Origin of the sequence: Mycobacterium sp. SMC-4, from assembly GCF_050205565.1 — a bacterium.
GTDB lineage: Bacteria > Actinomycetota > Actinomycetes > Mycobacteriales > Mycobacteriaceae > Mycobacterium.
Window position 1 is genome coordinate 188,574 of the sequence record NZ_JBNMQU010000004.1, and the last position, 25,174, is coordinate 213,747.

Annotated in this window: 23 protein-coding genes; 12 read left to right on the forward strand and 11 right to left on the reverse strand. The window is 67.7% G+C overall.

The genetic code is table 11. The features are described 5' to 3' along the window. Window positions 1–27: 27 nt before the first annotated feature. Complete coding sequence (locus tag ACQI46_RS09670) at window positions 28–978, reverse strand: LysR family transcriptional regulator (protein ID WP_427093760.1); 951 nt, start codon at window positions 976–978, stop codon at window positions 28–30. Window positions 979–1,048: 70 nt separating this feature from the next. Here ACQI46_RS09670 and ACQI46_RS09675 point away from each other — a divergent pair, with 70 nt between their 5' ends. Genes ACQI46_RS09675 through ACQI46_RS09685 form a run of 3 tightly spaced genes read left to right on the forward strand, consistent with a single transcriptional unit; the run spans window position 1,049 to window position 5,036 of the window. Beyond that, entirely contained in the window at window positions 1,049–2,404 is a 1,356-nt protein-coding gene (locus tag ACQI46_RS09675; RefSeq protein WP_427093761.1) for an MFS transporter, read from the forward strand. After that, window positions 2,401–3,147, forward strand: a complete 747-nt coding sequence (locus tag ACQI46_RS09680; protein ID WP_427093762.1) for a 3-hydroxybutyrate dehydrogenase — start codon at window positions 2,401–2,403, stop codon at window positions 3,145–3,147. Before ACQI46_RS09675 ends, ACQI46_RS09680 begins: the two co-directional genes overlap by 4 nt. Further along, entirely contained in the window at window positions 3,132–5,036 is a 1,905-nt protein-coding gene (locus tag ACQI46_RS09685; protein ID WP_427093763.1) for an acetoacetate--CoA ligase, read from the forward strand. The genes ACQI46_RS09680 and ACQI46_RS09685 overlap by 16 nt, the downstream gene beginning before the upstream one ends. Here ACQI46_RS09685 and ACQI46_RS09690 read toward each other — a convergent pair. From ACQI46_RS09690 to fadD3, 7 genes are read right to left on the reverse strand one after another with little or no spacing between them, the layout of a single operon-like run. Further along, entirely contained in the window at window positions 5,017–6,300 is a 1,284-nt protein-coding gene (locus ACQI46_RS09690) for an HNH endonuclease (protein WP_427093764.1), read from the reverse strand. The genes ACQI46_RS09685 and ACQI46_RS09690 overlap by 20 nt on opposite strands. Before the next feature lie 35 nt (window positions 6,301–6,335). Next, window positions 6,336–7,730 (reverse strand): xylulokinase, encoded by a 1,395-nt coding sequence (locus ACQI46_RS09695; protein WP_427093765.1) that lies wholly within the window; start codon window positions 7,728–7,730, stop codon window positions 6,336–6,338. Continuing rightward, on the reverse strand, window positions 7,727–8,842 hold the full coding sequence (locus ACQI46_RS09700) for a pyridoxal phosphate-dependent aminotransferase (RefSeq protein WP_427093928.1): 1,116 nt from the start codon (window positions 8,840–8,842) through the stop codon (window positions 7,727–7,729). Before ACQI46_RS09700 ends, ACQI46_RS09695 begins: the two co-directional genes overlap by 4 nt. 51 nt (window positions 8,843–8,893) lie before the next feature. Then, on the reverse strand, window positions 8,894–9,835 hold the full coding sequence (gene ipdE2, locus ACQI46_RS09705) for an acyl-CoA dehydrogenase IpdE2 (RefSeq protein ID WP_427093766.1): 942 nt from the start codon (window positions 9,833–9,835) through the stop codon (window positions 8,894–8,896). Further along, window positions 9,832–10,791, reverse strand: coding sequence for an acyl-CoA dehydrogenase family protein (locus ACQI46_RS09710; protein WP_427093767.1), 960 nt, complete (start codon window positions 10,789–10,791; stop codon window positions 9,832–9,834). Before ACQI46_RS09710 ends, ipdE2 begins: the two co-directional genes overlap by 4 nt. A 6-nt stretch (window positions 10,792–10,797) precedes the next feature. Beyond that, on the reverse strand, window positions 10,798–11,922 hold the full coding sequence (locus ACQI46_RS09715) for an acyl-CoA dehydrogenase family protein (protein ID WP_427093768.1): 1,125 nt from the start codon (window positions 11,920–11,922) through the stop codon (window positions 10,798–10,800). Between the two features lie 2 nt (window positions 11,923–11,924). Further along, entirely contained in the window at window positions 11,925–13,454 is a 1,530-nt protein-coding gene (fadD3, locus tag ACQI46_RS09720) for a 3-((3aS,4S,7aS)-7a-methyl-1,5-dioxo-octahydro-1H-inden-4-yl)propanoate--CoA ligase FadD3 (protein ID WP_427093769.1), read from the reverse strand. A 57-nt stretch (window positions 13,455–13,511) separates the two neighbouring features. On the opposite strand from fadD3, the gene ipdE1 reads away from it, so the two are divergent. The 9 genes from ipdE1 (at window position 13,512) to ACQI46_RS09765 (ending at window position 22,608) form a co-directional block, all read left to right on the forward strand. Next, a complete protein-coding gene (ipdE1, locus tag ACQI46_RS09725) occupies window positions 13,512–14,660 on the forward strand; it encodes an acyl-CoA dehydrogenase IpdE1 (RefSeq protein ID WP_427093770.1) in 1,149 nt (382 codons plus the stop codon). A gap of 58 nt (window positions 14,661–14,718) precedes the next feature. Then, window positions 14,719–15,510, forward strand: a complete 792-nt coding sequence (gene ipdF / locus ACQI46_RS09730; RefSeq protein ID WP_427093771.1) for a (5R,7aS)-5-hydroxy-7a-methyl-1-oxo-2,3,5,6,7,7a-hexahydro-1H-indene-carboxyl-CoA reductase — start codon at window positions 14,719–14,721, stop codon at window positions 15,508–15,510. Next, the gene (gene kstR2, locus ACQI46_RS09735) at window positions 15,507–16,145 is read left to right on the forward strand and encodes a TetR family transcriptional regulator KstR2 (RefSeq protein ID WP_427093772.1); all 639 of its coding nucleotides are present in this window, start codon (window positions 15,507–15,509) and stop codon (window positions 16,143–16,145) included. The genes ipdF and kstR2 overlap by 4 nt, the downstream gene beginning before the upstream one ends. Then, the gene (fadA6, locus tag ACQI46_RS09740; RefSeq protein ID WP_427093773.1) at window positions 16,138–17,286 is read left to right on the forward strand and encodes a steroid 3-ketoacyl-CoA thiolase FadA6; all 1,149 of its coding nucleotides are present in this window, start codon (window positions 16,138–16,140) and stop codon (window positions 17,284–17,286) included. The genes kstR2 and fadA6 overlap by 8 nt, the downstream gene beginning before the upstream one ends. A gap of 278 nt (window positions 17,287–17,564) precedes the next feature. Then, window positions 17,565–18,128 (forward strand): diaminobutyrate acetyltransferase, encoded by a 564-nt coding sequence (gene ectA, locus ACQI46_RS09745; protein WP_427093929.1) that lies wholly within the window; start codon window positions 17,565–17,567, stop codon window positions 18,126–18,128. Between the two features lie 18 nt (window positions 18,129–18,146). After that, window positions 18,147–19,436, forward strand: a complete 1,290-nt coding sequence (gene ectB / locus ACQI46_RS09750; protein WP_427093774.1) for a diaminobutyrate--2-oxoglutarate transaminase — start codon at window positions 18,147–18,149, stop codon at window positions 19,434–19,436. Window positions 19,437–19,468: 32 nt separating this feature from the next. Further along, window positions 19,469–19,864, forward strand: a complete 396-nt coding sequence (locus ACQI46_RS09755; RefSeq protein ID WP_427093775.1) for an ectoine synthase — start codon at window positions 19,469–19,471, stop codon at window positions 19,862–19,864. Beyond that, the gene (gene thpD, locus ACQI46_RS09760; RefSeq protein WP_427093776.1) at window positions 19,861–20,775 is read left to right on the forward strand and encodes an ectoine hydroxylase; all 915 of its coding nucleotides are present in this window, start codon (window positions 19,861–19,863) and stop codon (window positions 20,773–20,775) included. Before ACQI46_RS09755 ends, thpD begins: the two co-directional genes overlap by 4 nt. A gap of 96 nt (window positions 20,776–20,871) precedes the next feature. Beyond that, window positions 20,872–22,608, forward strand: a complete 1,737-nt coding sequence (locus tag ACQI46_RS09765; protein WP_427093777.1) for a hypothetical protein — start codon at window positions 20,872–20,874, stop codon at window positions 22,606–22,608. 1 nt (window position 22,609) lies between these two features. Here the strand turns inward: ACQI46_RS09765 and ACQI46_RS09770 are convergent, their stop codons facing one another. The 3 genes from ACQI46_RS09770 to ACQI46_RS09780 are packed head-to-tail and all read right to left on the reverse strand — an operon-like array spanning window position 22,610 to window position 25,142. Further along, window positions 22,610–23,722 carry an NDMA-dependent alcohol dehydrogenase gene (locus tag ACQI46_RS09770; protein ID WP_427093778.1) on the reverse strand — a complete coding sequence of 371 codons (1,113 nt, stop codon included), beginning with the start codon at window positions 23,720–23,722 and terminating at the stop codon, window positions 22,610–22,612. Between the two features lie 56 nt (window positions 23,723–23,778). Beyond that, entirely contained in the window at window positions 23,779–24,516 is a 738-nt protein-coding gene (locus tag ACQI46_RS09775) for a hypothetical protein (protein WP_427093779.1), read from the reverse strand. Beyond that, window positions 24,513–25,142, reverse strand: coding sequence for a SatD family protein (locus ACQI46_RS09780; protein ID WP_427093780.1), 630 nt, complete (start codon window positions 25,140–25,142; stop codon window positions 24,513–24,515). Before ACQI46_RS09780 ends, ACQI46_RS09775 begins: the two co-directional genes overlap by 4 nt. Window positions 25,143–25,174: the final 32 nt, after the last annotated feature.

Genomic DNA, 25,174 nt, shown 5'->3' on the forward strand with positions numbered 1-25,174 from the left:
ACTGTGGACAAGTCCTGTGGATAACTTTCACCGCTTGCCGAGCAGGACGTCGCGTTGGTCCAGCATCCGCGCACGGATGGCGTCGACGACGGCCGCGACCTCCGGACGGCGCAGCGTCTCGGCGCGCGTCACCAGCCAGTAGCTCAGACGGATCGACACCGCGTCGGGCAGGACCCGCACCAGATCGGGATGGCGGTCGGCCATGAAGCAGGGCAGCAGACCAAGACCGGCCGAGGCCCGGGTGGCCTCGACGTGGACGAACACGTTGGTCGACGTGACCGACTCCCGCATGGCCGGGGCGAAGCTGGTGGCCAGGTCCAGGTCGTCGACCTGCAGCATCGAGTCGATGAAGTACACCAGCGGAAATCGGTGCAGATCGGCGACGTCGGTGGGCCGGCCGTGTTCGGTCAGGTAGTCGTTCGAGCCGTACAGGCCCAGGCAGTAGTCGCCCAACCGGAGCGCCCGGGCGCGATGCACCTTCGGCTCGCCGACCACGACCTCGATGTCCATGCCGGAGCGCTGTTGGGTGGCGCGGCGGGTGGTGGCCACGAGTTCGACCGCAACCTGCGGGTGGTCGCGCTGGACTGACGCTGCGGCCGGCGCGGCGATGTAGGCCGAGAAGCCGTCGGTGGCCGAAATCCGTACGACGCCTTCCAGCGTGCGCCGCCCGGCGGTGTCGGCGGCCAGCGAGCGCACCGCGCTCTCGACGGCCTCGGCGGCGGCGAGCGCTTCGCGCCCCAGGTCGGTGAGTTCCCACCCGCCGCCCACCCGCGCGAGCACCCGGCCGCCCATCGCACGTTCCAGCGCCGCAATGCGTCGGCTGATGGTCGTGTGGTTGAGCCCCAGCTCGTCGGCGGCCGTGGTGTACCTGCCGGTTCTGCCCACCGCCAGCAGCACCAGCAGGTCGTCGGCGCTGGGACGGCGCACCGGAGTCGACACCTCTGCATTTTTGCAGATCGCTGGTGCACTTTTGCCCATTGCCGGTTCGGGGTAGCTGCATGAATACTCACTGCCATCTGTGGTGGGCATCACAAAGGAGGGGTGTGCGATGAGCACGCAGCAGTCCGACAGCTCGGTCACGGCGGGTCTCAAGCGCGTGGTGGTGGCCTCGATGGCGGGCACCGTCGTCGAGTGGTACGAGTTCTTCCTGTACGCGACCGCCGCGACGCTGGTGTTCAACAAGGTGTTCTTCGCCGAGGGCACCAGTGAGGCCGCCGGCCTCATCGCCGCGCTGCTGACGTACGCAGTCGGCTTTGTCGCACGCCCGCTGGGCGGCATCGTGTTCGGTCACTTCGGCGACAAGTACGGCCGAAAGAAGTTGCTGCAGTTCGCGATCCTGCTCGTCGGCGCGGTGACATTCCTGATGGGCTGCCTGCCGACGTATGCACAGATCGGGGTGTGGGCACCGATCCTTCTGGTGGTGCTGCGCTTCCTGCAGGGCTTCGCGGTCGGCGGCGAGTGGGGCGGCGCGGTGCTGCTGGTCGCCGAGCACAGCCCGAGCAAGGAACGCGCGTTCTGGTCCAGTTGGCCCCAAGCCGCGGTGCCGGTCGGCAACATGCTGGCCACCGTGGTGCTGCTGGTGCTGACCGGCGTGCTACCCGAAGCGGCGTTCCTGTCCTGGGGCTGGCGTGTGGCGTTCTGGCTCTCGGCGGTCGTGGTGCTGATCGGCTACTACATCCGCACCAAGGTCACCGACGCGCCGATCTTCGTGGCCGCGCAGGAAGAAGTGGAGCGGGTCAAGTCCGTGTCGTACGGCGTGTTCGAGGTGCTGCGCCGTTATCCGCGTGGCGTTTTCACCGCGATGGGGCTGCGCTTCGCCGAGAACATCATGTACTACCTCGTCGTCACGTTCTCCATCGTCTACCTGCGCACCCACGTGGGCACCGACACCAGCGACATCCTCTGGTACCTGCTGGCCGCACACGCGGTGCACTTCGTGGTGGTGCCGCAGGTGGGCCGGCTCGCCGACCGGTACGGCCGACGCCCCGTCTACATCGCCGGGGCGGTCCTGGCGATCACCTGGGGCTTCTTCGCGTTCCCGATGATGAACACCGGCGACTACCTGATGATCATGGGCGCGGTCATTCTCGGTCTGATGATCCACGCGCTGATGTACGCGCCGCAGCCGGCGCTGATGGCCGAGATGTTCCCGACCCGCATGCGGTATTCCGGTGTGTCACTGGGTTATCAGGTCACCTCGATCGTCGCCGGCTCGCTCGCCCCGGCCATCGCGACCTGGCTGCTGGACCGATTCGACACCTGGGTGCCCATCGCGGTGTATCTGGCCGGCGCCGCGGTGATCACGCTGATCGCCGCGCTGTTGACCCGCGAGACCAACGGTATCGACCTGCGCACCCTCGACGAGGCCGACCGCGAGCAACTGGCCAAGGCCGGACTGCTGTGAGCGATCTGGATGGCCGAACTGCGCTGGTCACCGGAGGTGCCGGTGGCATCGGTGCGGCGTGCGCACGCGAACTCGCCGGTCGGGGCGCCGCGGTCACGGTCGCCGATCTGGACGCCGCCGGTGCGCAACGGGTGGCCGACGAGATCGGCGGAACCGCCTGGGCGGCCGACCTCCTCGACGTGCATGCACTCGAGACCCTGCGACTGGAGACCGACATCCTGGTCAACAACGCCGGGGTGCAGAACGTCGACGCGATCACCGACTTCCCGCCGGAGAAGTTCCGCATGATGCTCGCGCTGATGGTCGAGGCGCCGTTCCTGTTGATCCGTGCCGCCTTGCCGCACATGTACCGCAACGAATTCGGTCGCGTCATCAACATCTCCTCGGTGCACGGGCTGCGCGCCTCACCGTTCAAATCGGCGTACGTCACGGCCAAGCACGCCCTCGAAGGACTGTCGAAGGTCACCGCGCTCGAGGGTGGACCGCACGGTGTGACCAGCAACTGCGTCAACCCCGGATACGTGCGGACCCCGCTTGTGACCAAACAGATCGACGACCAGGCGCGAACGCATAACATTCCTCCTGAGCAAGTGCTCAGCGAGATCCTGCTCAAGGAGAGCGCGGTCAAGCGCCTTGTCGAACCGGAGGAGGTAGGGGCGTTGGTCGGTTGGCTGGCATCGCCGCACGCGGGAATGGTGACCGGAGCGTCGTACACGATGGACGGCGGGTGGAGCGCCAAGTGACCGACGCGCCCCAGTGGACTCCCACCGCCGACGACATCGCCTCCGCCCGGATCACCGATTTCACCCGCTTCGTCGAGGAGCGCACCGGTGCGGAGTTCGACGACTACCGCAGCCTGTGGCAGTGGTCCGTGGACGACCTCGACGGATTCTGGTCGGCGCTGTGGGACTACTTCGAGCTCGGCGAGCGCGGCCAGACCGTGCTGTCCGGTGCGGAAATGCCCGGCGCGCAATGGTTTCCGGGTACGACAGTGAACTATGTCGATCAGGTGATCCGCAACGCCCGCACCGATCGTCCCGCGATCATCCACGTCAGCGAAGAGGGCCGCGACCGCGAGGTGACCTGGGCCGAGATGCTGGGCCGGACGGGGGCGTTCGCCGCGAAACTCCGGTCGGCGGGCGTCGAGCCAGGGGACCGCGTGGTGGGTTACCTGCCGAACATCCCGGAGGCCGTCATCGCGTTCCTGGCCGCGGCCAGCATCGGCGCGGTGTGGAGCGCGTGCGGGCAGGACTACTCGGCCAAGGCCGCGCTGGACCGGCTCGGGCAGCTGGAGCCCAAGGTCTTGGTCGCCGCCGACGGATATCTGTTCGCCGGCAAGTACCGCGACAAACGTGACGACGTCGAGGCGGTGCGCGCAGGCCTGCCGACGCTGCAGGCAAGCTTCGGCCTCGACGATCTGGCGGAGGTGGCCGACGAGCCGCTGACGCCGGTGGCCCTGCCGTTCGACCATCCGCTGTGGACCCTGTTCTCGTCGGGCACCACCGGATTGCCCAAGGGCATCATGCACGGCCACGGCGGCGTGGTACTCGAACACCTCAAAGCCGCTGCACTGCACTGCGACCTCGGCCCGGACGACACCTTCTTCTGGTACACCAGCCCCAGCTGGATGATGTGGAACTTCCAGGTCGCCGGCCTGCTGGTGGGGTCGACGATCGTCTGCTACGAAGGCAGCCCCAACTCGCCGCAGCCAGATACTTTGTGGGACATCGCCGCTCGCGTACGGGCGACAGTGCTCGGCACCAGCCCCGGCTACGTGCTCGGCTGCATGAAGGCCGATGCGCACCCGAAGAAGACACACGACCTGTCGGCGCTGCGCTCGGTCGGCATCACGGGATCCTCGTTGCCGCCGACATCCTCGCTGTGGCTGCGCGACCACGTCGGTGTGCACGTGGCCTCGATCAGCGGTGGCACCGACGTGGTCTCGGCGTTCATCGGTGGCGTTCCCACGGTTCCGGTGTGGCCCGGTGAGTTGTCGGCGCCCTATCTCGGTGTCGCGCTCGCAGCGTGGGACGAGGCGGGGCAGCCGGTGATCGGCGAGGTGGGCGAACTGGTCGTCACCAAGCCTCTGCCGTCGATGCCGGTCGCGTTCTGGAACGACCCCGACGGATCCCGTTACCACGACGCCTATTTCGACACCTATCCCGGCGTGTGGCGCCACGGCGACTGGATCACCGTCACCGATCACGGCAGCATCATCGTGCACGGCCGGTCCGATTCCACGCTGAACCGGCACGGCATCCGCATGGGCAGCGCCGACATCTACCAAGCCGTCGAGCGCCTGCCCGAGGTCGTCGAAGCGCTCGTGATCGGTTCCGAACAAGCCGATGGTGGCTACTGGATGCCACTGTTCGTCGTCCTCGCTGACGGCGTGGAGCTCACCGACGCGGTCCGCGACAAGATCAACGACACCATCCGCACCGAGGTGTCCCCACGGCACGTGCCGGACGAAATCATCGTCGCGCCAGGCGTTCCGCACACCCGCACCGGCAAGAAGCTCGAGGTGCCGATCAAGAAGCTGTTCCAGGGCCGCGACGCCGCCAAGGTCGTCGAACGCAGCGCTGTCGACGACCCCGCGCTGCTCGACTGGTACGTCACGCAGCGTCGAACGTAACCAGGTCAACACTGAGTCGGCCTTCCATGAGGCTGAGGCGTCGGCGTACCGGTGGTCCGGGCAGTGGTGGGGCGGTCGAGTGGTAGACCGTCCCGGTCGGCGTCATGAACTCCGCGACGTGCCGGCCGTCCGCATCCTCGGTGGTCACGCGCCAGCCGGGTGTCTCCTTGGCGTAGTTGCACGCCTCGCACTCGCCGAGTCCATTCCGCGCGCTGGTAGGCCCGTTGTCTCGGGCCGGCCTGGCGTGGTCGTGATGGCGGATCGGGGCATCGCAGTACGGGGTGCGGCACATGCGGTCGCGTAGTTCGAGGAACCGCGCCAGACCCTTGGGGAAGATCCGGGACTTCGATTCCATGGCGACCAGTTGGCCGCTGTCGGGGTGGCGATACAGGCGCCGCAGGGTGGCCTTCGTGCCGGCATCCAGGGCGGCGTCACCGACCAGCGCGCGGCAGAACCCGGCCGGGACCGGGCCGTAGCCGTCGAGCCAGGCCAACTCGTCGTCGTCGCCGGCCAGCGTGGTGTCGGCCATCACCAGGTTCAGCGCCACCGGCACCGGCGCATCTGCCGCGCGCCCGGTGACGCGCTCGTACACCGTGTCGGCCATGATCTGACCCCGCGACCGATCGTCGAACGTGGTGTCCGCAGCCCGCTTACACGCCGCATACAGCCCGACACCCTTGGCCAGCGGCAGCCGCACGGTGAAATACACCATGCCGTTGGGCGCGGGCCGGCAACTGACCGCGCAATCCGCAGCCGCCTTCTCCGACCGGTCCACCACCGCCGCCGCATCCAACCGGGCGGTGATTCGCTTGGCCTCGGCCTCCACCCGCTTGTTGCCCCAGCCGGACAACCGCGACGGATCGGCACACAGTTCGAAATCCAGCCGGCGACGGTCCTCGAGGCTCAGGCACGCCGACTCCCGCACGATCAGCGTCGCCCGCCACTCCGACAGCGCTCCGCACTCCAAAGCCGCCAACGTGTGAGGCATTTCGTGCACCAGCGCCCGAGCGAAGCCCAGGTGCCGGTTGCCATTGACCGGAGCCTCCCGGCGGGCCAACGCCACCTCCGAGCTCAGCCCTTTGCCACGCTTTGCCGCCGGCACACCGTCGGCCTCTTCACGAGCGCGCCGCTTGGCCGCCCACAACGCCGTCGCCCGCGCCTGCGCAGCTGCCGCCCGCGCCTTGAGCGCCTCAAGGCCTTCAACCGCAGCGCGCAGCTCAGCCTCACCGGCGGCATCAGAGAAGTCGAACAAACTTTCGAACACGAAACCGACTGTACTCAGACAGTCCGACAAATCCGCTACCGCAGCGTCAGCGGCTCCGCCGCCTGGTATTGCTCCCGCACCCAGGGCGTCGCGTCTGCTTCATAGCGCGCCACGTCCCCGACCGTCCAGCCCGGCGGTGCGTCGGCACCGGACAACACCCACGCCGCCTGCCGCGCGGCGCCCAACGCGACGTACTCGCCCGGCGCCGGGACGTGCACCGCGGCGCCGAGGACCGCCGGAGCGATCCGCCGCACCGCCTCCGACCGCGCCGCACCGCCCACCAGGATGATGCGCCGAGTCTCGACGCCCTGGTCCCTGATCCGGTCGATGCAATACGCCATCGAACTGAGCAGACCCTCGACCGCAGCACGAGCGAGGTTCGCGGCGTTCATGTTTCGTGTCGTCACGCCGTGCAGTGCGCCGGTGGCCCGAGGCAGGTTCGGCGATCGCTCACCCTCGAAGTAGGGCACCAGCACCAGACCCTCGGCGCCCGCCGGCGCGGACAGCGCGAGGCGGTCGAACTCGGCGAAATCCACCTGCAGCATCTGCGCCGCGGCGGCCAGCACCGGTGCACCGTTGAGGGTGCACACCAGCGGAAGTTGACGTCCCGTCGCATCGGCGAACCCGGCGACGATACCGTCGGGGTCCTGTGCCCCGACGGACCCGACGGCGCTGACAACTCCCGACGTGCCCAGCGACACCACGCAGTCGCCGGATGAAGCACTCAAACCCAGTGCAGCAGCGGCATTGTCGCCCGCACCGGGCCCCAGCACGGCCCCCTCCGGGAGGGTGCCTGCCCGCTCCCGCGGACCCAGCACCGGCGGCACCGCAGGGCGCCGACCGCGCATCGCCTGCTCCAACAAATCCAGGTGATAGCTGTCGGTCCGTGCGGAGAAGTAGCCGGTGCCGCTGGCGTCGCTGCGATCGGTACGTACGTCGGCGATGTCCGACGAGCCGCTCAAGCGCCATGTCAGCCAGTCGTGCGGCAGGCACACCAGTGCGGTGGCATCGGCGTGGTCGGGTTCGTGGTCGGCCAGCCACCGCAGTTTGGTCGCGGTGATCGAAGCCACCGGCACGACACCGACCCCCTGCGCCCATGCATCCGGCCCGCCCAACTCGTCCACCAACTGCGCTGCGGCGTCGGCGGAGCGAATATCATTCCACAACAACGCATCCCGCACCGCAGCACCGGTACTGTCCAGGCAGATCATTCCGTGCTGCTGTGCACCGACCGACACCGCCGACACGTCCGCGAATCCGCCCGCAGCGGTGATCGTGGCTTGCAGCGCATCCCACCACACCTGCGGATCGACCTCGGTGCCGCCCGGGTGCGGCATGGCAGCGGACCGCACGATCCGGCCGGTGTCGGCATCGCAGACGACGACCTTGCACGACTGCGTCGAGGAATCCACGCCCGCCACCAGCGTCATGACGGCAACCACTTCCCGATGCGGCGCAGCGCCTCCTCGATCTCCAATGGCGGACCGGCGAAAGACAGCCGGACGAACGCACCGCCGCGCACGGTGTCGAAGTCGACGCCCGGCGCGATCGCGACACCGGTGTCCTCGAGCAGCTTCGAACAGAACGACAACGAATCGGTGGTCAGGTGCGAGACGTCGGCATAGACGTAGAACGCACCATCAGCGGGCGCCAGCCGGTCGATGCCGAGGGCCCGTAACCCGTCGAGCAGCATGGTCCGGTTCGATGCGTAGCCGTCGAGCAGCGACTCGGCCTCGGCGATCGACTCCGGGGTGAACGCCGACACCGCGGCCAACTGCGGCAGCACCGGCGGACAGATGGTGAAGTTCCCGGTCAGACGGTCCACCGCGCGTTTGAGCTCATCGGGCACCAGCAGCCAGCCCAGTCGCCACCCCGTCATCGCGAAGTACTTCGAAAAGCTGTTGGCCACCAAAGCATCTCGCGACGTCTCCCACGCACAACTGGTCGCGGGCGCACCCGGATAGACCAGGCCGTGGTAGACCTCGTCGCTGATCAACCGCACACCGGACGACGCGCACCACGAGGCGATGGCCGCCAGCTCTTGCGGGGGGATGACGGTTCCGGTCGGATTGGCCGGGCTGGCCACGATGACGCCCGCCACCGGAGGATCGATCTCGGTCAGCATCTGCAGCGTCGGCTGGAACCGGGTCTCGGGTCCGCAGGGCAGCTCGACGACTTCGCAGCCCAGCGCCGAGAGGATGTTGCGGTAGCACGGGTAGCCGGGGCTGGCGATCGCGACGCGGTCGCCGGCGTCGAAGCACGCCAGGAACGCCAGTAGGAAGCCGCCCGAGGAACCGGTGGTGATGACGACGTCGTCCGGTTCGACGGACAGGCCGTGGCGGGCGGCGTAGGAACCGGCGATGGCCTCTCGCAGCTCGGGGATGCCGAGCGCGACGGTGTAGCCGAGCTGGTTGCGTTGCAGCGCGGCGACGGCCGCGTCACGCACCGCGGTCGGCGCACCGGCGCTGGGCTGCCCGGCGGACAGGTTGACCAGATCGCCGTGGCTGCGCTGACGTTCGGCGGCGGCCAGCCACACGTCCATCACATAGAACGGCGGGATGCCGGAGCGCAGCGAAGGGGTCACCTCGCCAGGCTAGAACACCTCGGCTTCGAGCCGGCGAAGCTGCTCCCGCGGCGGTGCGAACAGCTGCGCGCTGCCGTGCGCCCGCTTGAAGTACAGCTGGATGTCGCTTTCCCAGGTGATGGCGATGCCGCCGTGCATCTGCACGGCTTCGGCGGCCACCTTCGTGAACGCCTCGCTTGCCGCCAGGCGTGCCAGCGCCGCCGACGTGGGCGACGGCTCGGCGACCGCCTCGTCGACGACGGCCTTGGCCGACTGCACGGCCACGTACAGATCGGCCATCCGGTGCTTGAGCGCCTGGAAGCTGCCGATCGGCCGACCGAACTGGACACGGTCTTTGGTGTATTGCACGGTCAGTTCGAGGCACCGGGTCGCGGCGCCGATCTGCTCGGCGGCCATGAGGATCGCCGCGGTGTCGGCCAGACCGGGATCGGCGCCCAACGGAGTCGTCTCGGTGGGCTCGAGCGCGGCCAGCGGGCGGGTGATGTCCATGGCCACCGCGGGTGTCGCGGTGAACGACGTCCAGCGCGTCAACGTCTGGCCGTCGGCGGCGATCACGACGTCGGCGACGTTCCCGTTGAGCACGTACCCGGGGTCGAAGACGACGGTACCGATCGACGCTCCCTCGGCCAGCCGTTCGAGGGTGTCGGTGTCCGGTTCGTCGGCCGACAGCAGCGCCAGCTCGGCGAGCGTGGTCCCCAGCAGCGGGGTGGGCACCAGAGCCTTGCCGAGCTCCTCGAGGACGACTGCCGCGTCGGCCAATTCACCACCGGCGCCCCCGAGTTCCTCGGGAACCACCAGCGCAGCCGCACCGACCTGCTCGCACAGCATCGTCCACAGGGTCTCGTCATAACCGCGTTCCGACGTGGCCGCGCCGCGGACCGCCTCGGGCGATGCGTGCTTCTCGACGAGTGCGGCGACGGTGTCGCGCAACAGGTCCCGTTCTTCGCTCATTTGGTCAGTGCCTCCAACACTCGCCGCCGGTGCCATGTCGGGTCGCCCCATGCCGGGCGCAGTGCCTGCACACGCAGCAACAGCAGCGACAGGTCGTGTTCCTGGGTGAAGCCGATCGCCCCGTGCGTCTGCAGCGACGAGCGTGCGGCCAGCAACGCGGCATCGGCCGCGGCCACCTTCGCCGCACTCACGTCGCGGGCCGTGTCGGCCGACCCGTCAGCCAGCGACAGCGCCGCGCCGTAGACCAGTGGGCGGGCCAACTCGACCGCGATCAACACGTCGGCCAGCTTGTGCTTGATGGCCTGGTAGGTGCCGATCACCGTGCCGAACTGGCTGCGCTGCTTGGCGTATTCGACCGACGCGTCCAGCATCGCCTGCGCGGCGCCGACCAGCAGCGCCGACGTCGCCAGCGCACCGAACTCGACGGCGCGCTGCACATCGGCCGTCCACGCCTCGCCGGATGCGTTGACCTCGAACAGCTTTCGGCTCGGGTCCACCGATTCGTGCTCGGCGCCGGTGGTCGCCTCGGTGACCGAGCCCTCGGTGGCCAGCAAGGTCAGGCCGGCGGTGTCGGCGTTCACCGCCCGGGGCACCAGCGGGGGCGCGGCGACCGTCGCGATCAGCTCGCCGGCGGCCAGTGCCGCGCTGCGCTCGTCATCCGACAGCAACGCCGGTGCCACCGCGATCGATTCGGCCACCGGGCCCGGAACATTCCACTTTCCGAGACGCTCCAACGCCACGACAAGGTCGACCGGGTGGGCGTCGATGCCGTCGAACTTCTCCGGCACCATCAGCGCGGTCACGCCCAGCTCGGCCAGCTGCGCCCACACTTTGCGGCCCAGCGACGTGTCACCGTCACCCCAGGCCCGCACGGCAGCCGGCACGTCAGCCGCACCGAGGGCGGCGTCGATGCTGGCCGCGAAGTCGCGCTGCTGTTCGTCGATCTCAAAGTTCACGTTCGTCTACTTTCGGGGCAGGCCCAGGAGCCGCTCGGCGATGATGTTGCGCTGGATTTCGTTGGTGCCGGCGTAGATCGGGCCACCGAGTGCGAAGAGCAGGCCCTCGGTCACCGAGTCGACCAGCTCGCCGTCGGCGGCGCGAAGATCCAGCGCCGTCTGGTGCAGGGCCACGTCGAGGTCGGACCAGAACACCTTGGTGATCGACGACTCCGCGCCGAGTTCGCCACCGTTGGAGACGCGGGTCACGGTGCCGAACGTGTGCAACCGGTAGGCCTGGGCCTTGATCCAGGCGTCGGCCACCCGATCGGTGAACGCGGGGTCCGGATTGTCTTTCCACTGTGCGACAAGACGTTCCGCCGGAGCCAGGAACCGCGCCGGGCTGCGCAGCGACATGCCGCGCTCGTTGCTCGACGTGCTCATCGCCGCGCGCCAGCCGTCGTGCACACCACCGATCACGTCCTGATCGGGCACGAACACGTCGTCGAGGAAGATCTCCCCGAAACCGGTGTCCCCGCCCAGTTGGGCGATGGGACGCACCGTGACGCCGTCGGCTTTCAGGTCGAACATGAAGTACGTGAGACCTTTGTGGCGTTGCGCTTCCGGGTCCGAGCGGAACAGTCCGAAGGCCCGCTCGCCGAACACCGCGCGCGAGCTCCAGATCTTCTGCCCGTTGAGCAGCCAGCCGCCATCGGTCCTGGTGGCCGTCGACCGCAGCGACGCCAGATCGCTGCCGGACTCGGGCTCCGACCACGCCTGGGCCCAGATCTCCTCGCCGCTGGCCATCTTCGGCAGGATGCGGTCCAGCTGCTCCTCGGTGCCGTGCGCGAACAGCGTCGGCGCCAGCATCGAGGTGCCGTTGGCGCTGGCCCGTCCCGGAGCGCCCGCGCGGAAGTACTCTTCCTCGTAGACGATCCACTGCAGAAGTGAGGCGTCGCGCCCGCCGTACTTTTCCGGCCAGGTGATCACCGACAGCCCGGCGTCGAAAAGCACCTTGTCCCACCGGCGGTGCTGCTCGAAGCCCTCTGCGGTGTCGTACGACTTGGTCGGAAACGCGTCACGGTTCTCGGCGAGGAACTCGCGCACCTCAGCCTGGAACTCGCGTGTCGCGTCGTCGAAGGTCAGGTCCAACGTCAGGCCCTTTCACTGTGTTGGCGGAGCACCGGTTTGACGACCTTGCCGCCCGGATTCCGCGGGAGCGCGTCGAGGAACTCGACCGACCGCGGGGTCTTGAAGTTCGCGAGATGCGCCCGCGTGTAATCGATCACGGTCTGCTGGTCGAGTTCGGAGCCGGGCCGGGTGACCACGAACGCCTTGCCGACCTCGCCGAGGCGTTCGTCGGGGACGCCGATCACCGCGGCTTCGGCCACCCCGTCGAGGCGTGCGAGCACCTGCTCGACCTCGGCGGGGTAGACGTTGAAGCCGCCGCAGATGTACATGTCCTTGAGCCGGTCGGTGATCTTCAGGTTGCCGGCGTCGTCGAGTTCGCCGACGTCGCCGGTGTGCAGCCAGCCGTCCGCATCGATCGCGGCCGCGGTGGCGTCGGGGTCGTCGAGATAACCGAGCATGACGTTGGGGCCGCGCAGCAGCACCTCGCCGTGGTCACCGATACGCAGTTCGAAGTCCGCGATCGGTCGCCCCGACGTGGTGGCGACGGTGACGGCGTCGTCGTCGGCGCGACACATCGTGCCGAAACCTGCTGCCTCCGTGAGGCCGTACGCGGTCAGCACGATGTCGATGTCGAGCTCGTTCTGCATCCGCTCGATCAGCACGACCGGGATGGTGGCGGCGCCGGTGACGGCGAACCGTAGCGAGCTCAGGTCGTAGTCGCCGCGCTTCGGGTGATCCAGCAGCGTCTGGTAGATGGTCGGGGGACCAGGCAGCACCGTGATGCGGTGCTCTTCGACGGCACGCATGGTCCGTTCCGGATCGAAGGTCAACTCGGGGAAGAGCGTGGCTCCGGTTTGCAGGCACGCCAGGATGCCGGCCTTGTAGCCGAAATTGTGGAAGAACGGGTTGATGCACAGGTAGCGGTCGGCGGCGGAGACCTGCCCGCACTCGGCCCAGGCCGCCGACGCGTCGAGCGATTGGCGGTGCGCGCACCGCACACCCTTGCTGCGGCCCGTGGTTCCGGAGGTGAACAGGATGTCGGACACGTCATCGTCGGTGACGGCCGCGGCGCGCTCGTCGACTGCAGCGAGATCCGTTCCACGCGCGACGAACTCATCCCAGGTACCGTCATCGGCCTCGATCGGGATGCGCACGATGTGGCGCAGCGCGGGCAACGCTGATCGATCGACCTCGCCCGCCTTGTCGGCGCCGAGGAACTCCCCGGAGGCGAACAGCAGCGGCGCCTCGGTGCGCGCGAGGATGTCGGCCGCCTCACTGGCGGTGTAGCGCGTGTTCAGCGGCACGAGCACGGCGCCGGCGTGGTGGATGGCCAGGCACGCGACCACCCAGTGCCAGGTGTTGGGAGACCAGATGGCGACGCGGTCGCCGCGTTCGATGCCCAGGTCGATCATCGCCGCGGCGGCCCGGCGGACGTCGGCGCGCAACTCGGCGTAGGTCAGTGTCTTCGTGGGGGTCACGACGGCGGCGTGGTCGGGCAGCTCGCGCGCGGCGCGGTCGAGAACCGCGGGGGTGGTCCGCGAGCGGATCGTCATCGATGCTCCTCAGGGATCGGCTACCCAAGCAAGTGCTTGGTAGGCTACCCTACAGGGGTGATAGAGGTCCAGGAGTTCAGGGCTGAGGTCCGCGACTGGCTCGCCGAGAATCTGGTCGGCGAATACGCGGCGTTGAAAGGTCTGGGCGGTCCCGGCCGCGAGCACGAAGCCTTCGAGGAACGGCTCGCGTGGAACCGCCATCTGGCTGCTGCCGGGCTGACCTGTCTGGGGTGGCCGGTCGAGCACGGCGGACGCGGCCTGTCGGTCGCCCACCGCGTCGCCTTCTACGAGGAATACGCCAGGGCCAACGCCCCCGACAAGGTCAACCACCTCGGCGAGGAGCTGCTCGGTCCGACGCTGATCGCCTACGGCACACCCGAACAGCAGCAGCGCTTCCTGCCCAAGATCCTCGACGTCACCGAGCTGTGGTCACAGGGCTACTCCGAACCCGGAGCGGGCAGCGACCTCGCCAACGTGTCCACCACCGCGGTGCTCGACGGTGATCACTGGGTCATCAACGGGCAGAAGGTCTGGACCTCGCTGGCGCACTGGGCCCAATGGTGCTTCGTGGTGGCCCGCACCGAGAAGGGCTCGAAACGCCACGCCGGTCTGTCCTACCTGCTGGTACCGCTGGACCAGCCCGGTGTCGAGGTCCGGCCGATCATCCAGCTCACCGGCGACTCCGAATTCAACGAGGTGTTCTTCGACGACGCCCGCACCGACGCCGACCTGGTGGTCGGCGAGCCGGGTGACGGGTGGCGGGTCGCGATGGGCACGCTGACCTTCGAGCGCGGCGTCTCCACCCTGGGGCAGCAGATCCGTTATGCGCGTGAACATTCCAACCTCGTCGAACTGGCCAAGCGCACCGGCGCGGCCGACGACCCGCTGATCCGCGAGCGGCTCACCCGCTCGTGGGCAGGCCTGCGGGCGATGCGGTCCTATGCACTGGCCACCATGGACGTGGAGCAGCCGGGTATGGACAACATCTCGAAGCTGTTGTGGGCCAACTGGCATCGCGAGCTCGGTGAGATCGCCATGGACGTGCAAGGCATGGCGGGCCTGACCCTGCCTGACGGCGAGTTCGACGAATGGCAGCGGCTGTACCTGTTCAGCCGCTCCGACACCATCTACGGCGGATCCAACGAAATCCAGCGCAACATCATCGCCGAGCGGGTGCTCGGCCTGCCCCGGGAGGCTCGCGGATGAGCGCTAGCGCGAAGACCATAGAAATGAGCGCTCGCGCGAAGACCATCGAGGAGGCCTGATGACCGATCTTTCCGTCGCACCGCACGAGATCGAAGGCCACGGACTGCTCAAGGGGAAGGTTGTGCTCGTCACCGCCGCCGCAGGCACCGGTATCGGGTCGACGACCGCACGACGCGCACTGCTCGAAGGTGCCGACGTCGTCGTCTCCGACTATCACGAACGCCGGCTGGGGGAGACCCGCGACGAGCTCGCCGCCCTCGGCCTGGGCAAGGTCGAGGCGGTGGTCTGCGACGTCACCTCCACCGAAGCGGTCGACGCGCTGATCGCCTCGACGGTCGAAAAAGCCGGGCGCATCGACGTTCTGGTCAACAACGCGGGCCTGGGTGGGCAGACGCCCGTCATCGACATGACCGACGACGAATGGGACCGGGTGCTCAACGTGACCCTGACGTCGGTGATGCGCGCGACCCGCGCCGCGCTGCGGTACTTCCGCGACGCCCCGCACGGCGGCGTCATCGTCAACAACGCCAGCGTGCTCGGTTGGCGCGCCCAGCATTCGCAGTCGCACTACGCGGCGGCCAAGGCCGGCGTGATGGCGCTGACCCGGTGCAGCGCCATCGAGGCCGTCGAGTACGGGGTGCGCATCAACGCCGTCTCGCCGAGCATCGCGCGGCACAAGTTCCTCGAAAAAACCAGCAGCGCCGACCTTCTCGACCGGCTCGCCGAGGGTGAAGCCTTCGGGCGGGCAGCCGAACCGTGGGAGGTCGCCGCCACCATCGCGTTCCTGGCCAGCGACTACTCCAGTTATCTGACCGGAGAAGTGATCTCGGTGTCGAGCCAGCGGGCATGACCGACTCGCGCCCGGCCGCCGTTCCCCCCGCGGCCAACTCCAGGCGCGACGAGCTCCTCCAGCTCGCCGCGGCGATGTTCGCCGAGCGCGGGCTGCGTGCCACCACCGTGCGGGACATCGCCGACTCGGCGGGAATCCTCTCGGGCAGCCTGTACCACCACTTCTCGTCGAAAGAGGAGATGGTCGACGAGGTCCTGCGGGGCTTTTTGGACTGGCTCTTCGCGCGCTATGAGGAGATCATCGATACCGAGTCCAATCCGCTGGAGCGCCTCAAAGGCCTGTTCATGGCGTCGTTCGAGGCGATCGAGTCCCGTCACGCCGAGGTCGTGATCTACCAGGACGAGGCCAAGCGGTTGTCGTCGCACGAGCGGTTCTCCTACGTCGACGAACGGAACCGCCAGCAACGCAAGATGTGGGTCGACGTGCTCACCCAAGGCATCGAGGAGGGCTATTTCCGCCCCGATGTCGACGTCGACCTGGTGTACCGGTTCATCCGCGACACCACCTGGGTTTCGGTCCGCTGGTATCAGCCGGGCGGACCGCTGACCGCACAGCAGGTGGGTCAGCAGTACCTTTCGATCGTCCTCGGCGGGATCACCGTCGGGCCAACAAGCAAGGAGAACACCAATGGCTGAGGCGTATGTCATCGACGCTGTACGGACCGCGGTCGGCAAGCGCAACGGGTCGCTGGCCGGTGTCCACCCCGTCGACCTCGGTGCAGCGGGCTGGCGCGGCCTGTTCGCCCGCAACGACGTCGACCCCGGCGCCGTCGACGACGTCATCGCCGGCTGCGTCGACGCGATCGGCCCGCAAGCCGGCAACATCGCCCGCCTGTCCTGGCTGGCTGCGGGTTTCCCCGAAGAGGTCCCCGGCGTCACCGTCGACCGGCAGTGCGGTTCCAGCCAGCAGGCGATCTCCTTCGGCGCCCAGGCCATCATGTCCGGCACGGCCGACCTGATCGTCGCCGGCGGCATGCAGAACATGAGCCAGATCCCGATCAGTTCCGCGATGACGGTCGCCGAGCAGTTCGGATTCACCTCTCCGACAAACGAATCCAAGAGCTGGCTGCACCGGTACGGCGATCAGGAGATCTCCCAGTTCCGCGGCGCCGAGCTGATCGCCGAGAAGTGGGACATCTCGCGCGAGGACATGGAGCAGTTCGCGTTGACCAGCCATCAGCGCGCGCAGGCAGCGATCCGCGCCGGTCACTTCGAGAAGGAGATCATCGACGTCGACGGCTTCGCTGTCGACGAAGGTCCCCGCGACACCTCGCTGGAGAAGATGGCCGGCCTCAAGACCCTCGTCGAGGGCGGACGCCTGACCGCGGCCATGGCCAGCCAGATCTCCGACGGTGCCAGTGCTGTGCTGCTCGCTTCCGAGCAGGCGGTCAAGGACCACGGCCTCACACCGCGCGCCCGCATCCACCACATCAGTGCCCGCGGCGCCGACCCGGTGTTCATGCTGACCGGGCCCATCCCCGCGACGCGCTACGCGCTGGACAAGACCGGCCTGTCGATCGAGGACATCGACACCGTCGAGATCAACGAAGCGTTCGCCCCGGTGGTGCAGGCGTGGCTCAAGGAGACGAAGGCCGACCCGGAGAAGGTCAACCCGAGCGGCGGTGCCATCGCACTCGGGCACCCCTTGGGGGCCACCGGCGCGAAGCTGTTCGCGACGATGCTGAACACGTTGGAGCGCACCGGCGGCCGCTACGGGCTGCAGACGATGTGCGAGGGCGGGGGCACTGCCAACGTGACGATCATCGAGAGGCTCTGACCCGCCATCTTGTGACGTAGGTCACCGATCAGCCCCTTTCGGTAACGAACTGGTAACAACCTGTGAAGTTGCTGGGAGGGGCTGATTTTTGGTTTCTGCGCAGATAGGCGCGCTGTATGCGGTGCGCTGACCCACGTCCGACGCCCCGCCGCCGCTTGCATCGTCGACGTTTGCCCGAATACGGTCGTAACACCGATGACATAACTGACGACGCACGGAACTTTTCTTTCGGTGGTGATTTCGACGTGGCTGACGATGAACCGCGCGGTACCGACCTCATGCCGCGCACGTGGACCAAGGCGCCGAAAAGCGCTTCGCAACAGAGGATTTCGTGGGGTCGATTTCTTCGCCGCCCGAACGAGGGTGACGCGATCGCGATGCGGCGTCTGGTCATCGAAACCGACGTACTCGACGTCAACTCGACGTACACGTATCTGCTGATGGCCACAGACTTTGCCGACACCACCATTGTCGCCGACCGTGACGGTGATCTGTGCGGGTTGATCACCGGTTACCACCCACCGAACCGTCCCGGGGTCCTGTTCGTCTGGCAGGTGGCGGTCGCGCGCTCGGCTCAGGGCACGGGGTTGGCCAGCGTCATGCTCGACAGCCTGGTCGACCGCGTGCGCAACGACCGCCACGGACACCCGGTGACTGTGGAAGCCACGGTCGAGCCCGACAACACCGCCTCGCGTGCGTTCTTCGGCGCATTCGCCCGCCGCCGGGGTGTGCCACTGGTCGAGCAGCCCCACTTCACCGCCGATCAGCTCGATGCCGATCAGCAGCACGCTGATGAGCCGCTCCTGCGGATCGGCCCGATCAGCACCTCCATTTGTGATTGACACCATTTGAAAGGACACATGTCAACGCCTGCAACGATCACCCGGTCCGATGAGCCCGATCTCCCTACGGTGTACAGCTCCGTCGAATCCGAGGTCCGTAGCTACTGCCGAGGCTGGCCCGCCACGATGGCCAGCGCCCAGGGATCTTGGATCACCGACAGCACCGGCGCCCGCTACCTCGACTTCTTCGCCGGCGCAGGCGCATTGAACTACGGCCACAACAATCCGATTCTCAAACAACCCCTCATCGACTACCTGACCGGCGACGGGATCGTGCACTCGCTGGACATGGCGACCGAGGCCAAGACGAGATTCCTCGAGACGTTCGACCGGGTGATCCTGAAGCCCCGCAACCTCGACTACAAAGTGCAGTTCCCGGGGCCGACCGGAGCGAACTCGGTGGAGGCCGCACTCAAGCTCGCTCGCAAGGTGACCGGTCGCGAGTCGATCATCAGCTTCACCAACGCTTTTCACGGCATGACCCTCGGGGCGCTGTCGGTGACCGGCAATTCGATGAAGCGCGCCGGTGCCGGCATCCCGCTCGTGCATTCGACACCGATGCCCTACGACAACTACTTCGGCGGCGTCACCGAGGACTTCCACTGGTTCGAGCGCGTGCTCGACGACTCCGGCAGCGGCCTGAACCGGCCCGCCGCTGTCATCGTCGAAACCGTGCAGGGCGAAGGCGGCCTCAACGTCGCACGCGCGGAATGGCTGCAGGGGCTGGCCGAGCTGTGCCGCCGCCGAGAGATTCTGCTCATCGTCGATGACGTCCAGATGGGTTGTGGCCGTACCGGTCCATTCTTCAGCTTCGAAGAGGCCGGCATCGTCCCCGACATCGTCACGCTGTCGAAGTCGATCAGCGGTTACGGACTCCCGATGGCGCTGACCCTGTTCCGCCGTGATCTCGACGTCTGGGCGCCCGGTGAGCACAACGGTACGTTCCGGGGACACAACCCCGCATTCGTGACCGCGACGGCCGCCCTCGAGACCTACTGGGAAACCGAGACTTTCGTCGAGGACACGCTGGCCAAGGGGCGACGGATCCGGCAGCGCCTGGAGGACATCGCCGCCGCTTACCCCGGTGTGAGCGCACGTGGGCGCGGTATGGCACAGGGGCTGAAGTTCGAGGACGAGTCACTGGCGTCGACGATCTGCAGCGCGGCTTTCGAGCGCGGTGTGCTGATGGAGACCAGCGGCCCGTCCGACGAGGTGATCAAACTGCTGCCTCCGCTGACCACTTCGGAGGAAGACCTCGAGTCCGGCATCGACATCCTCGCCGAGTCGATCGCCGCTACCCTCGCCTGAACAGGCACGACGAGAAAGGAGGGGGTGCGACCGTGATAGTCCGCACCACCGAGGAGATCACCGGCACCGAACGCGATGTCGCGGCCAAGGATTGGCGTTCCAAGCGCATCATCCTGGCCGACGACGGCGTCGGGTTCTCCTTCCACGAGACAACGATCAACGCGAACTCGGTGAGCGAGTTCCACTACCAGCATCACGTCGAGGCGGTCTGGGTGGTCGAGGGAACGGGCACGCTGACCGACCTCGAGACCGGCCAGGAGTATCCGTTGAAGCCCGGCACGATGTACCTGCTCAACGGTCACGAACGGCACCGGGTCACCTGCGAGACCACCATGCGGATGCTGTGTGTCTTCAACCCGCCGGTCACCGGCCAGGAAGTGCACGACGAGAGCGGCGCCTACCCCCCTCCGGCGGTGGCAGCGAGTTGAGTTACCAACCACTTTCACCCGGAGAAGACCGCTACCCGACCCGACTCGACGAACGCGCAGCCCCCATCGCGCGCGTCGAGCCGACCGTGTGGGGCGATGCGTCTGACGGTCCGCTGAACGCGCACGATCTGCAGGTGATGGGCGAGAAGGGTTACCTGGTGCGGCCGGGCGCGATCCATGACGAGCGGCTGCCGGACCTGAGTGCAGAGCTCGAACGGATCGGGACCCGCGCCGAAGCCGGTGACCCGCGGATCATTCGCGAGCCCGGTGGATCGGTGCGGTCGGTGTTCGAACCGCATCTGCTCAGCGACGCGATCTCCGACATCGTCGCGCTCGACACGGTGCTGCCGGTCGCGCGCCAACTGCTGGGTAGCGACGTCTACCTGCACCAGGCACGCATCAACCTGATGCCCGGCTTCACCGGAACCGGCTTCTACTGGCACTCCGACTTCGAGACCTGGCATGCCGAAGACGGAATGCCGGAGATGCGCGCGGTGTCCTGCTCGATCGCTCTGACGCGGAACTACCCGTACAACGGCTCACTCATGGTGATGCCCGGTTCGCATCGGGTGTTCTATCCGTGCGTCGGTGCGACCCCGCGCGACAACCACACGTCGTCGTTGGTCAAGCAGGAGATCGGTGTCCCGGACCACGCCACTCTCACCGAAGCCGCCGATCGGTTCGGCATCGACCAGGTCACCGGGCCGGCCGGAACCGCACTGTGGTTCGACTGCAACATCATGCACGGATCGGGTTCCAACATCACGCCGTATCCGCGGTCGAACATCTTCCTGGTGTTCAACTCGGTGGAGAACAAGCTGGTGGAGCCGTACCGGGCCGAGAAGCCGCGCCCGGAGTATCTGGCCGCCCGGTCGGTCACGCCGCTGCGCGCGCCCTCGCTGAGCGCCTGATCCTGCCGAAATCGCCGACGTGCTCGGCTGCCTCTGGTTAACTCTCATCTGACATCTGGCGTTGTCAGATTTGGTCGGAGTGACAGGGGCGTCGCGATGGAAGCTGCCGTGCGGTCGGAAGATCGTCGGAAGGTCAGGAACCTCGGTTACGGGATCGCAGTCCTCACGCTCTGTGCGGGTCTCTTCGTGGCTCCGGCCGAGTCCGTCGCCTGGGCCGACACCACCGGCTCGGGCACGACATCGAGTCAGTCGGAGACGACGAGCCGGGCCGACGAGACCCGCACGGAGCGCACGGAATCCGACGCAGGATCCTCCCGGCGCCGGGCCGCCCACCGCTCCGTAGAGCGCAGCGAGACCGTCGGGGTGCCGCAGGCGGACGAGTCGGTACCCGAGCTCGACGAGTCGGTCCCCGAGCTGGACGACGCCGCATCCCCGACGGAATCGGAGCCACCGGCTTCCGGTGACACGCAAGAGAAGGTCGTCGCCCGGGTGACGCCGGATCACGTTGTGTTGCAGGCAGAGCCGACGGCACGTCGCCGCCATGCCGCCGCCCTTGAGGCGGCTACGCCGGAACGCGAGGAACGGCTGGCTCGACGCACCGCCATCCGGCCGGAACGCCCCGAACGGACCGTGCTCCCCGCCTCGGTGCCGATCTCCACGCTGGCCCCGGTAGAGACGACGCGGCCCATCCCGCCGGCGCCCTTGTCGCCGATCGCCGAACTCCTGACGTTGCCCGGCCGCCTGGTCAACGCGGTTCTGCAGGTACTGGACCTGACCGCGACCGCGGACCGGCCCGATCGACCGTACGGGCTACAGCCGATCAACGACCTGATCTTCGGCGCCTTCCGGGAGATCGAGCGGCTCCTGGGCCTGCACCGCCCGCCGCCTCCGCAGCCGGAGATCCCCACCCTCACCTACACGGGTCCGGCCACCCGACCGACACCGACCGTGGCGCAGTTCCTCAACGCATCGGCGGCGGGTTATGTACTGGGCGGGACGCCTGGGGGCTTGGTTCCGTTCACAGTCAACGGTTTCCAGATGTCGTCGACGAACATCTTCTCGGGCATGGTGGCCAAGACCTGGGTCACTCCCGAGGGCCAGCTGATCATCGCCTACCAGGGCACCACGGGTGGGTCGCACCTGCTGTTCAACCCGCTCATCACGATCAGTCAGGTGATCACCGACCTTCAGGTCATCTTCACCCGCACCACTCCGCCGGCGTTCCACCACGCGCTGGCGTTCGCCGACCGGGTGCAGGCCGCGGCGGCGCTGCAGGGCTACACATCCGACGACATCTTCGTCACGGGACATTCGCTGGGCGGGTGGGAGGCCCAGTTCGTCGCGCAGCAGACCGGTCTCGCCGGCGTCGGATTCGAGGCCCCCGGCTTCAACACCCGAGTGCCCGGCAACGGCGCCGACTCGATGTTCGTCAACATCGGAACCTACGGCAGCACCGCACCGTTCATGGCCACCGATCTGCCTGGCCTGCAACCGTTCATGCCGCGCTACGTCCCCGGTGGGGGATCCAAACCGCACTACGGGCCGATCATCCTGATCGGTGACCCCGCGGCGATGACCCCTCTCTACAACGCATCCGCGCTGTGGGGTAAGGGTCTGATCGGCAGCACGATCTTCCTCGTCGACTTCCTGGTGAACTTCTTCCAGTACCACCTACCCGGAGTGCAGGCATACCACCTCGACGTGAAACCGGATCCGGGCATGGTGCTGTTCCTCGGCACCGCGCGCGGACCCGTCCACACCGGCTACGGAACCCTGACGATCCCCGAGCTGCTCCAGCGAGCGTCGGACGACGGAATTCTGTTCCGGCCGTGAGTCAGTGGTCGTGCAGGATCACGCCGCGGATGTTGCGCCCTGACCGCATGTCCTCGTAGCCCTCGTTGACCTCGGCGAGCTTGTACTCGTGGGTGACGGTCTCGTCGAGCAGCAGCTTGCCGTCGCGGTACAGCGACAGCAGGCGCGGGATGTCGGCACGTGGGTTGGCTTCGCCGTAGAGGCTTCCCAGCAGCCGCTTCTGGAACAGCGTGAACATCATCATGCCCAGGGTCGGCTGGTTGTCGGCCATGGTCGACAGGGCTGTCATCACCACGGCGCCACCCTTGCGGATGATGTTGGCTGCCTCCTCGAGCATCGAGCCCTCGAGCAGGCCGACGGTCAGGATCGCCGAGTCGGCCATGACTCCGCGGGTGAGGTCGGCCACCAGTGCGGTGGCCTCTTCCATCGAGGTGACGAAGTGGGTGGCGCCGAACTGAAGAGCTTTCGATCGCTTCTCCTCGATAGGTTCCACGACGATGATCTTCTCGGCGCCGGCCAGCCGTGCCCCCTGGACCGCGCCGCTGCCGATGCCGCCCAACCCGATGATGACGACGGTGTCGCCGGGGGAGACGTCGGCAGTGTTGACCGCCGAACCCCACCCGGTTGTGACACCGCAGCCCAGCAGGCAGGCCCGCGCCAGCGGGATGTCGTCGTCGATTTTGACGATCGACGCCTCGGGCACCGTGCCGTACTGGGAGAAGGTGCCGACCAACGCCATCACGCCGACATCCTGGCCGTTGATGTGCCGGCGGTAGGTGCCGTCGAGTTGAGTGCCCGCCATGATCATGGCGCCCAGGTCGCACAGATTCTGGTGGCCGGTGGAGCAGAACCGGCAGCGCCCGCAGGCCGGCAGGAACGAGGCGACGACGTGGTCGCCGGGGGCCAGGCCGACGACACCGGGGCCGACCTCGCGCACGATGCCCGCACCCTCGTGGCCGCCGATCAGCGGCAGCGGGGCGGGCAGATCACCGGTGCGGATGTGCTCGTCGGAGTGGCACAGGCCGGTGGCCTCCCAGGAGACCAACACCTCACCGTCGCCCGGGGGGTCCAGATCGATCTCTTCGACGGTCCAGTCACCGCCGTACTCCCACAGAATCGCCGCATTGGTCTTCATGCGGCCAAGTCTAGGAATGTTGCCGTGGCACAGAGCCGTTTTCGGTGGATGCTCCTTCAGGTCGCCGCGACCAGCGCCAACCCCGTGAACGCCACGATCCAGCTCGCGAAGCTGCCGACCAGGAAGTACTCGGTGACCTCGTCGATCCCGACGGCGCTCTTGTCGCGGTCGCGTTTGGCGCTGATCTCGGGGAACCGGATGATGCTCTTGGCCGCCACCACGGCCGTGGCCATGGCCGGCTGGCCGGCCAGGCCCAGCCCGACGATCAGCAACCGCTCCATCGGCCCGAGCAGCCTGCCGCCCTTGAGCTGATCCGACGGTTGCGGCTGGCCGGCGGGCTTGACCGCACCGACCGATCCCAGGATCAGCCGTACCACCTGGTTGGCAGTGCTCACCTGGACCAGCAGCACGCCGGTGGCCATCAGCACTCGATCCGGGGACACGTCACCGGTCAGCGTCGTCCAGGACGTCCACCGGCCGATCACGCCGCCCACCTCGGAGGCCCAGCCGGACAACAGGATCAATGCTGTCACCGTGACGCCGAACATCATGAGCGCGAGGACCTGTCGCGTGCCGGTGCATTCGGCGCGTGCACACCAGAGCTGCCAGCTCGCCAAGCCGATCGAGGCGAGCGCGAGCAGGGCGAGATCGCCGGGTCGCCACAGTCCGGCCAGCATCGCCCCGCCCACCAGGACGCCGGCGCCGAGTACCAGGGGCGGCCACCTGCGGCGGCTACCGCGGCGACTGATGTCGCCGATCCCGACGGCGATGAAGAACACCGCCAGCACGCTCATGAGAGCTCCGAAAGATACTGCGAAACAAGCACGATGAGGTCCAGGCCGTCTCTTCCGGCGCGCTGTGAGACCGCCGACGGGCTGATCTGCTCCGCGGCGGCGAGCTGCTTCTTGGACCGGTGCGACATGAGACCTCTCAGGATGCGGATCGAGCGCTCATCGAGCGATCCAAACATGTGGTCCCGACACATCAGTGCCGCGTTGACGAGATCGGCGGGCGGGCCGGTCTCGGCGTGGTTGCGGTAGGTGATCCGGACCTGGGCGAGGCCCGGCTGGCGCTGTGTCTGGGCTGTCGCCTCGATGGCGGCGCGTGCTGCCCACCATCCCGGCCCGTCCTGGATGCGGGTGGCCGCATCGAGCACACTGATCTCGCCCCACCCGATCCCGAAGCGGACATCGATACCTGGCGCGACGGCCAACCGAATCGCCCACGCCGCGGCGAGTGCCTCTCCGACGCGGAGGTAACTGCCCTGGAACTCGTCACCGACGGTGAAGGCCGGCGCATCGAGAGCGCCTTTCGCGACCGCGGCCAGGGCGGCGGTGATTTGGCGATGCAGAGCCCGGCGGTCGGCGGCCTGGCGTGAGCCGACCACATCGCCGATCAGGGTCGCCCGCAATGCCGCCATGTGAAGATCTTAGCTTCACTGGCTGGGAATGA

Bases quoted from the DNA above. Each gene is read 5' to 3' on its own strand.
- ACQI46_RS09670 (WP_427093760.1), bottom strand. From the start codon at position 978: ATGGGCAAAAGTGCACCAGCGATCTGCAAAAATGCAGAGGTGTCGACT.
- ACQI46_RS09675 (WP_427093761.1), top strand. From the start codon at position 1,049: ATGAGCACGCAGCAGTCCGACAGCTCGGTCACGGCGGGTCTCAAGCGC.
- ACQI46_RS09695 (WP_427093765.1), bottom strand. From the start codon at position 7,730: ATGACGCTGGTGGCGGGCGTGGATTCCTCGACGCAGTCGTGCAAGGTC.
- ACQI46_RS09700 (WP_427093928.1), bottom strand. From the start codon at position 8,842: ATGGACGTGTGGCTGGCCGCCGCCGAACGTCAGCGCAGCCACGGCGAT.
- ipdE2 (WP_427093766.1), bottom strand. From the start codon at position 9,835: ATGAGCGAAGAACGGGACCTGTTGCGCGACACCGTCGCCGCACTCGTC.
- fadD3 (WP_427093769.1), bottom strand. From the start codon at position 13,454: ATGACGATCCGCTCGCGGACCACCCCCGCGGTTCTCGACCGCGCCGCG.
- ipdF (WP_427093771.1), top strand. From the start codon at position 14,719: ATGACCGATCTTTCCGTCGCACCGCACGAGATCGAAGGCCACGGACTG.
- kstR2 (WP_427093772.1), top strand. From the start codon at position 15,507: ATGACCGACTCGCGCCCGGCCGCCGTTCCCCCCGCGGCCAACTCCAGG.
- fadA6 (WP_427093773.1), top strand. From the start codon at position 16,138: ATGGCTGAGGCGTATGTCATCGACGCTGTACGGACCGCGGTCGGCAAG.
- ectA (WP_427093929.1), top strand. From the start codon at position 17,565: ATGCCGCGCACGTGGACCAAGGCGCCGAAAAGCGCTTCGCAACAGAGG.
- ectB (WP_427093774.1), top strand. From the start codon at position 18,147: ATGTCAACGCCTGCAACGATCACCCGGTCCGATGAGCCCGATCTCCCT.
- ACQI46_RS09765 (WP_427093777.1), top strand. From the start codon at position 20,872: ATGGAAGCTGCCGTGCGGTCGGAAGATCGTCGGAAGGTCAGGAACCTC.
- ACQI46_RS09770 (WP_427093778.1), bottom strand. From the start codon at position 23,722: ATGAAGACCAATGCGGCGATTCTGTGGGAGTACGGCGGTGACTGGACC.
- ACQI46_RS09775 (WP_427093779.1), bottom strand. From the start codon at position 24,516: ATGAGCGTGCTGGCGGTGTTCTTCATCGCCGTCGGGATCGGCGACATC.
- ACQI46_RS09780 (WP_427093780.1), bottom strand. From the start codon at position 25,142: ATGGCGGCATTGCGGGCGACCCTGATCGGCGATGTGGTCGGCTCACGC.